The organism is Mesorhizobium sp. M4A.F.Ca.ET.090.04.2.1, from assembly GCF_003999085.1.
Lineage (GTDB): Bacteria > Pseudomonadota > Alphaproteobacteria > Rhizobiales > Rhizobiaceae > Mesorhizobium.
On sequence record NZ_RZOT01000363.1, the window covers coordinates 1 to 6,253 of the forward strand.

The following is a 6,253-nucleotide window of genomic DNA, read 5'->3' on the forward strand; positions in this document are numbered from 1 at the left end:
CTGCAGGGCGATGGCCGGCGCCTTGGGGGAATCGACGGTGACCTGGGGCGGCGGAGCCACCACCATCTTCTTCGCGACATAGCCTGCGCCGCCCGCCGCGGCCACCGCCACGCTTAGTATTATCAGTCGGGATGCTGGCATCTGTCCGAACCCTCGCCTTTGGCAAACCACCTAGCCAGGGGGGACTTTGCAGCCGCAATCGTCAAAACAAGGTTAATGCAATGCTTACGATCGTGATTAATTTAAGGTTTACATAAATTAGAAGGAACTGCCTCCGGAATGCGAAAAGGGCGGCCAAGCCGCCCGAATCAAAAGCGAGACGCGTCGATCGCGGGACAATGAAGAGGCTATGTGGCCAGCCTTGCCAGCGCCCACACCACCAGAGGCGAATCCGGATAGATGAGCAACCCGCCAATGCCGAGCGCGATGCCGTAGGGTATGCCGTTCGTTTCGTCGGCGAAGTGGCGCAAAAATGGATTATGGCCGGTAAAGGATGCCAGCGGCGATTTCCGGTAGGCGAGGATGGCAAGCGTCAGGAGGCCGCCGATGAACGTCGAAACCACAAGATATTCGACAAGATGGATGTTGAAGCCCATCCACAGCGACGTGGCGGCGAGCAGTTTGGCGTCGCCGCCGCCCATGCCGCCCAGCGCGAACAGGCCGAAGGTCACGGCCAACACCAGGAAGCCTGCCGCAAAATGCCAGCCACAGGTCGCCCAGTCCATTCCAGTCAGCGGCGCCACCAGGGCAAACACGGTCACCAGCAGCACCGACACGCGGTTGGCGATCGTCATCGACAATATGTCCGAGATCGCGGCAAACAGCATGCAGAACGGAAAGACGACGAAGATCAGGGCTTCAAGCATGGGTGGCGCCTGTGATCAAACCATACCTGGCGCCAGCCTAGGTAGGTTCGATTAACGAATGATGAGACCGGGACTTCAAAATCGCCGGCATGGCAAAAATAAGGGCCGCCAATGAGGCGGCCCTTATTTGAAAGCAAGCTGGTTGCTTCGATATTACGAGTTGTTGACCGTCGTGGCGATCGCGTTGAACTTGTTGTTCAGCGCGTTGCCGAGGGCGCCGGCGCCGACCATGATGGCGAGCGCGATGAGAGCGGCGATCAAGCCATATTCGATGGCGGTCGCACCGGACTCGTTCTTCACAAAACGTGCAATGAGATTAGACATTCGAGAGCTCCTACTCCACGTGTTACAGCACTTCCGTCAACTTCTCTTGCCGGTTGATCGGATGCTGCCCAATCTAGGGAGAAGCCCTTTCGATCGGCTTAATAAACAGCCTTACCGATTCCTTTCCGGTCGCGAATCCGTTGCTTGGTTAATCGTCGGCTAAAGTAGTGAAGGGCCGCCTCGCCTCGCGCAAAGCAGCGGTAAAGGCGGGGTCCCCGACGATCGCTCAAGCAGCGATCACGGCCCGCGCGGCATGCAACCGTAGCCTGGTGTTAAGCGTGACAGCCCGGGGCTTAACCGTTGGTTCACCAATCTCGTTCATGTTCCGTTGAACAGTTTGCCGCCCTGGAGCGTCCTGATGACCGGATTGAGATCGTCGTTTGCAGTTGCCGCGCTTCTCGCCGCCACTTTCGTCATGCCGGCAAAAGCTGGGCCCGGCATCGAGGTCACCATGAACCAGGCCAAGATCGTCAAGCTGTCGCGCGCCGCCGACACAATCGTCATCGGCAATCCGGCGATTGCCGATGCCTCCGTGCAGGACGCCTCGACGATCGTACTGACGGGCAAGGGATTCGGCGTCACCAACCTGGTCGTCCTCGACCAGGAAGGCAGCCCGATCATCGACGAGCAGGTCACCGTCGTGCGGCAGGATGCATCCTCGGTCAGAATCTACAGGCGTGCCGAGATCCAGACCCTGTCCTGCACGCCCTATTGCGAGAGTTCCTACAAGAGCGATAGCGAGAGAACCTCGGAAACCGAGATGAGCGCCAGCCACTGAATCGCCGGCCGCCGGCGGCGTTGCCGCGCCGCCGGCCACGGTTAGCTGCTGGTTAAGGGCTTTTCGACGACTCTAACGGTCATCCAAACCGGACCTCAATGGGTTTTGGCTAGTGTTCCGGCCGGCATCAACGGATCGGCAGGGAGGGGGCATGCGCGGGAATCCGGCACCCGAGGACGACAATCGCGGCAAAGGGCGGACAAGGCTCCGCTCCCGCTTTTCTGGCGATCGGCGCGGCAGCACGGCGATAGAGTTCGCTATGTTGGCCCTGCCTTTTGCTCTCCTCGTCTTCGCCATCCTCGAAAGCTGTATTTCATTTGCCGGCCAGGAGGTGATGGCCAATGCCACGGATGACATCGCCCGCCAACTGCGCACCGGCCAGCTAAGACCGGCCGACGTGTCCGGCACCAAGTTGAAGGACATGATCTGCGCCAAGTTGGAGATCATGGTCGCCAAGAACTGCCCGGGGTTGCTCGTCGACCTGCGCGAATATCCAACCTTTGCGGACGCCGCAACGGCAAGCTTCAAGATCGTAAACGGCGACATCGTGCTGACGCAGGGCACCAATTCGACGAGCTTCGGCGTATCACCTGGGCTGGCGGAATCGAAGAACATGCTGCGCGTCTTCTACAAATGGCCGGTCATGACCGACTTCATGGCCAGGTCGATGGCCAATCTGAAGGACGGCAACACGCTGCATTTCGCGTCGGTGACCTGGCAGAACGAACCGTTCGACAATTGAGACTTACGGGCATGCTTCGGCAAAACGGGGGTAAGGGCATGTATCGTGCGGGGGCACATCGGGGGATTTTGGCGGCCTGGGCAAGGGCGACGCGGTTTTGCGCTGATCGCCGCGGCGTCGCGGCGATCGAGTTCGCCTTCATCGTGCCGCTGCTGCTCGTCATGTATTTCGTGACCATGGAGGCCTCACAGGCCATCGAGACCAGCAAGAAGGTCAGCCGCATCGGCAGCATGGTGGCGGACCTCGTCACGCAGCAGAACACGATCAGCAAGGCGGATCTCGACGCGATCATGAAGATCGGCACATCGACCTTGAAGCCCTACAACCGGTCGACCCCCAAGATCGTCATCACGGCCATAGAGGTCACGACCGATACGACGCCGAAGGTGCAGGTCGTCTGGTCGCGCAAGCTGGACAACGGCGCCACCAGCGCCGATGCTGCGAAGACCACCACCACCACAATTCCCACCGCGCTCAACGTCAAGGGCACGTTCCTGATCCGTGTCGAAAGCGACCTCGCCTATGAGCCGATCATCACTTGGGCGGCGGACAGCCAGGAGCGGATTGGACTGACCTCGGCTTTCAGCCACATTTCGATGAGCGAGACCTATTACCTGCGGCCGCGCAGGAGCACCACGATCCCTTGTGGCGATTGCTGAGAATTCCTTTGCCGCCGCGGTGGTCGCCGCGTCGTCCGGGACTACTGCCGGCCCTCTTTGCCCGACACCAGCCGCACGATCGCCGCCGCCGTCGCATAGTCCTCTTGCGAGGTGACGGTGAAGCCGCCGGAATGCGTTGCCTCCAGGAGATCGTAGACATCGGGCGTCATCGACTTCAGGTTGGTGAGGAACACGGTGAGCCGGCGCTTGGCCTCGGGGTCGAGATCGCTGCGCACGGCATGCGGGCCATATCTCAGCAGCCCTGACGTCCACACCACCTGAACGGACGTCTTCGAAAGACCCGCCGCCTCCAGCCGCGCCAATGTCCCGTTCGGATCCGCCACCTGGTCGCCCGTGCCGGCAGGCTGGCCAGCAGGGAGAGCCGGCTGACTGTCGGGCACTGCCGTTTTGTCATTGGAGGCTACCCAGCCGAACAGGGCATCGGCCTCACCATCGACCAGCATTGTTTCGGCGGCGGCGGCCGAAGCGGCGTGTATCAGGTACGGCGAGTCCTCGCTGATTCCGACACCTGCATCCGCCAGGCCGGCAAGCGGCAGCAGCGAACCGCCGATACTGTCGGCAGGCGCCAAGGCGATCCGGTGGCTGGCCATCGCGGCCAAGTCCGGGACCTTGCCGTCGCGCGTCACAAGGACGGAGCGGATGCCGGTGGCGCCATCCACGTCGACCGGCGCCACCAGAGGTTCGACGCAGCCGCAGCGCTCGGACGCCGTCGCATAGGCAATTGCCGAATAGACGGCATATTGGATTCGTCCGTCCACCTGGGCCTCGATCAGCGCCTGGTAGTCGCGCGCGACGACGAACTCCGCCTTCATGCCCAGTGCCTTCGTATAGGCGTCGGTCAGCAGCGCCAGGCCCGGAACGGTGTTGCCACCACCCGGTTCGGCGACGATGCCGATGCGGAACGTGCCGATGTCGTCGCGCCAGTCGGCGCTGGCCGTGTCCGGCCAGGATGCGGCCAGCAACGCCAGAGCAGCCATCCATGCCTTGAAGGAAGGCTTTGCCGAAAATCCGCCGCGCCTTCTCATCCCTGCCCCGCCTGTGCCGGCATCCCACCTCGCCCGACTATCGCGCCGAGCGGTTGCCGTTTGGTTTCCGAATTGCCAATGGCGATGCGGAACCCTATGTCTGGGGCCGCAGACAGGCAACAATGACCCTTTGATGGCGCGCGCTTTCCTCTTCGTCCTCGACTCTTTCGGCATCGGCGGCGCCGCCGATGCCGCCCGCTATGGCGATGCCGGCGCCGACACGTTCGGGCACATTGCACTCGCCTGCGCCCAGGGTCGCGCGGACCGCGAAGGCTTGCGCCGCGGACCGCTCGCCGTGCCCAACATGATGTCGCTTGGGCTTGCCCGCGCGGCAGAAACCGCGACGGGGTTCCACTTCGACAATGACGGCACTGAACCGCTTGCCGCGACCCTTCACGGCGCGGCGCAGGAAATCTCCAGCGGCAAGGACACGCCGTCCGGCCACTGGGAAATTGCCGGCCTGCCGGTGCGCTTCGACTGGGGCTATTTCCCCGAGACAGTGCCCGCCTTTCCGGCTGCGTTGACCGAGGCGATGATCCGGGAGGGAAAGGTGCCCGGCATTCTGGGCGACTGCCATGCGGGCGGAATCGAGATCATCGAGCGGTTCGGTGAGGAGCATATCCGCACCGGCAAGCCGATCTGCTACACCTCGGTCGACTCCGTCCTGCAGATCGCCGCGCACGAAACGCATTTCGGCCTCGAACGGCTCTACGAGTTCTGCAAGACGGTGCGCAGGCTGGCCGATCCGCTGAACATCGGCCGGGTTATCGCCCGGCCTTTCGTCGGCGAAAGCGTCGCCACCTTCGAACGGACATATAACCGCCGCGACTATGCGGTGCCGCCGCCAGAGCCGACCCTGCTCGACCGGCTGACCGGGCGCGGCAGCAAGGTCATCGCGGTTGGCAAGATCGGCGACATCTTCGCGCATCGCGGCATCTCGGAGGTGCGCAAGGCCGCCGGCAACATGGCGATGTTCGACAAGGCGCTCGGCGCGATGGACGAAGCCGGCGACGGCGACCTGGTGTTTGCCAATTTCGTCGATTTCGACACGGAGTTCGGCCATCGGCGCGACGTCGCCGGCTATGCCGCGGCGCTCGAGGCGTTCGACCGGCGCCTGCCCGAAGCGCTGGCGAAATTGAAGCAAGGCGACCTCTTCATCCTCACCGCGGACCATGGCAACGATCCGACCTGGCGCGGCACCGACCATACGCGCGAGCGCATCCCGGTGATCGGCACCGGACCTGGGCTCGCGGGCGGCGACATCGGCCTCAGACCGACTTTCGCCGATATCGGCGAGACCGTCGCGGAGCATCTCGGGCTGGAGCCCGGCCGTCACGGCACCTCCTTTTATGCGGCGATGGGCGGCCATGCCCGAACTGCCTGAGGTCGAAACCGTCCGGCGCGGGCTGCAGCCGGTCCTGGAAGGCGCTCGCCTGGTCAGGGTCGAAGCGCGCCGGCCCGATCTCAGGTTTCCATTTCCCGCGCGCTTCTCCGAACGGCTAACCGGCAAGACCATCACCGCGCTCGGCCGGCGGGCCAAGTACCTCACCATGCATGTCGATGGCGGTCCGGTGCTGATCTGCCATCTCGGCATGTCGGGCTCCTTCCGCATCGAAACCGCCGAAGGCGAAACGCCCGGCGCGTTCCATCACGAGCGCTCGAAGAATTCGGCGCACGACCATGTCGTGTTCGACATCGAATCTCCCGCGGGTACCCGCTCGCGGGTGATCTTCAACGATCCGCGCCGTTTCGGCTTCATGCTGTTTGCGGAAGGCGCGCCAGACACTCATCCGATGCTGACCGGCCTCGGCATCGAGCCGACCGGCAATGCGCTGGAC

The 6,253-nt window shown here is 63.1% G+C and carries 8 protein-coding genes and 1 pseudogene; 5 read left to right on the top strand and 4 right to left on the bottom strand.

The window, feature by feature from the left end:
- The 3 genes and pseudogenes from EN781_RS35475 to EN781_RS22715 all read right to left on the bottom strand — a co-directional run.
- Nucleotides 1–141, bottom strand: a pseudogene (locus tag EN781_RS35475) (Flp pilus assembly protein CpaB); the annotation flags it as partial.
- 206 nt (nucleotides 142–347) lie between these two features.
- Nucleotides 348–866: a prepilin peptidase gene (locus tag EN781_RS22710; protein ID WP_126056636.1), complete on the bottom strand. Its 519-nt coding sequence runs from the start codon at nucleotides 864–866 to the stop codon at nucleotides 348–350.
- A gap of 153 nt (nucleotides 867–1,019) precedes the next feature.
- Entirely contained in the window at nucleotides 1,020–1,190 is a 171-nt protein-coding gene (locus tag EN781_RS22715) for a Flp family type IVb pilin (RefSeq protein WP_126056637.1), read from the bottom strand.
- 358 nt (nucleotides 1,191–1,548) lie between these two features.
- On the opposite strand from EN781_RS22715, the gene EN781_RS22720 reads away from it, so the two are divergent.
- From EN781_RS22720 to EN781_RS22730, 3 genes are all read left to right on the top strand, one after another.
- Complete coding sequence (locus tag EN781_RS22720; RefSeq protein WP_126056638.1) at nucleotides 1,549–1,968, top strand: pilus assembly protein N-terminal domain-containing protein; 420 nt, start codon at nucleotides 1,549–1,551, stop codon at nucleotides 1,966–1,968.
- A gap of 151 nt (nucleotides 1,969–2,119) precedes the next feature.
- Nucleotides 2,120–2,710, top strand: coding sequence for a TadE/TadG family type IV pilus assembly protein (locus EN781_RS22725; RefSeq protein ID WP_126056639.1), 591 nt, complete (start codon nucleotides 2,120–2,122; stop codon nucleotides 2,708–2,710).
- A 38-nt stretch (nucleotides 2,711–2,748) separates the two neighbouring features.
- Nucleotides 2,749–3,369 carry a TadE/TadG family type IV pilus assembly protein gene (locus EN781_RS22730; protein ID WP_126056640.1) on the top strand — a complete coding sequence of 207 codons (621 nt, stop codon included), beginning with the start codon at nucleotides 2,749–2,751 and terminating at the stop codon, nucleotides 3,367–3,369.
- A 41-nt stretch (nucleotides 3,370–3,410) separates the two neighbouring features.
- Here EN781_RS22730 and EN781_RS22735 read toward each other — a convergent pair whose 3' ends face one another.
- Nucleotides 3,411–4,367, bottom strand: coding sequence for a PhnD/SsuA/transferrin family substrate-binding protein (locus EN781_RS22735; protein WP_126059249.1), 957 nt, complete (start codon nucleotides 4,365–4,367; stop codon nucleotides 3,411–3,413).
- A 181-nt stretch (nucleotides 4,368–4,548) separates the two neighbouring features.
- Here EN781_RS22735 and EN781_RS22740 point away from each other — a divergent pair, with 181 nt between their 5' ends.
- Together EN781_RS22740 and EN781_RS22745 are read left to right on the top strand one after the other, a co-directional pair.
- Nucleotides 4,549–5,799, top strand: a complete 1,251-nt coding sequence (locus EN781_RS22740; RefSeq protein ID WP_126056641.1) for a phosphopentomutase — start codon at nucleotides 4,549–4,551, stop codon at nucleotides 5,797–5,799.
- A partial coding sequence (locus tag EN781_RS22745; RefSeq protein ID WP_281034388.1) for a DNA-formamidopyrimidine glycosylase family protein occupies nucleotides 5,783–6,253 on the top strand: 471 nt, incomplete at its 3' end. The genes EN781_RS22740 and EN781_RS22745, both read left to right, overlap by 17 nt.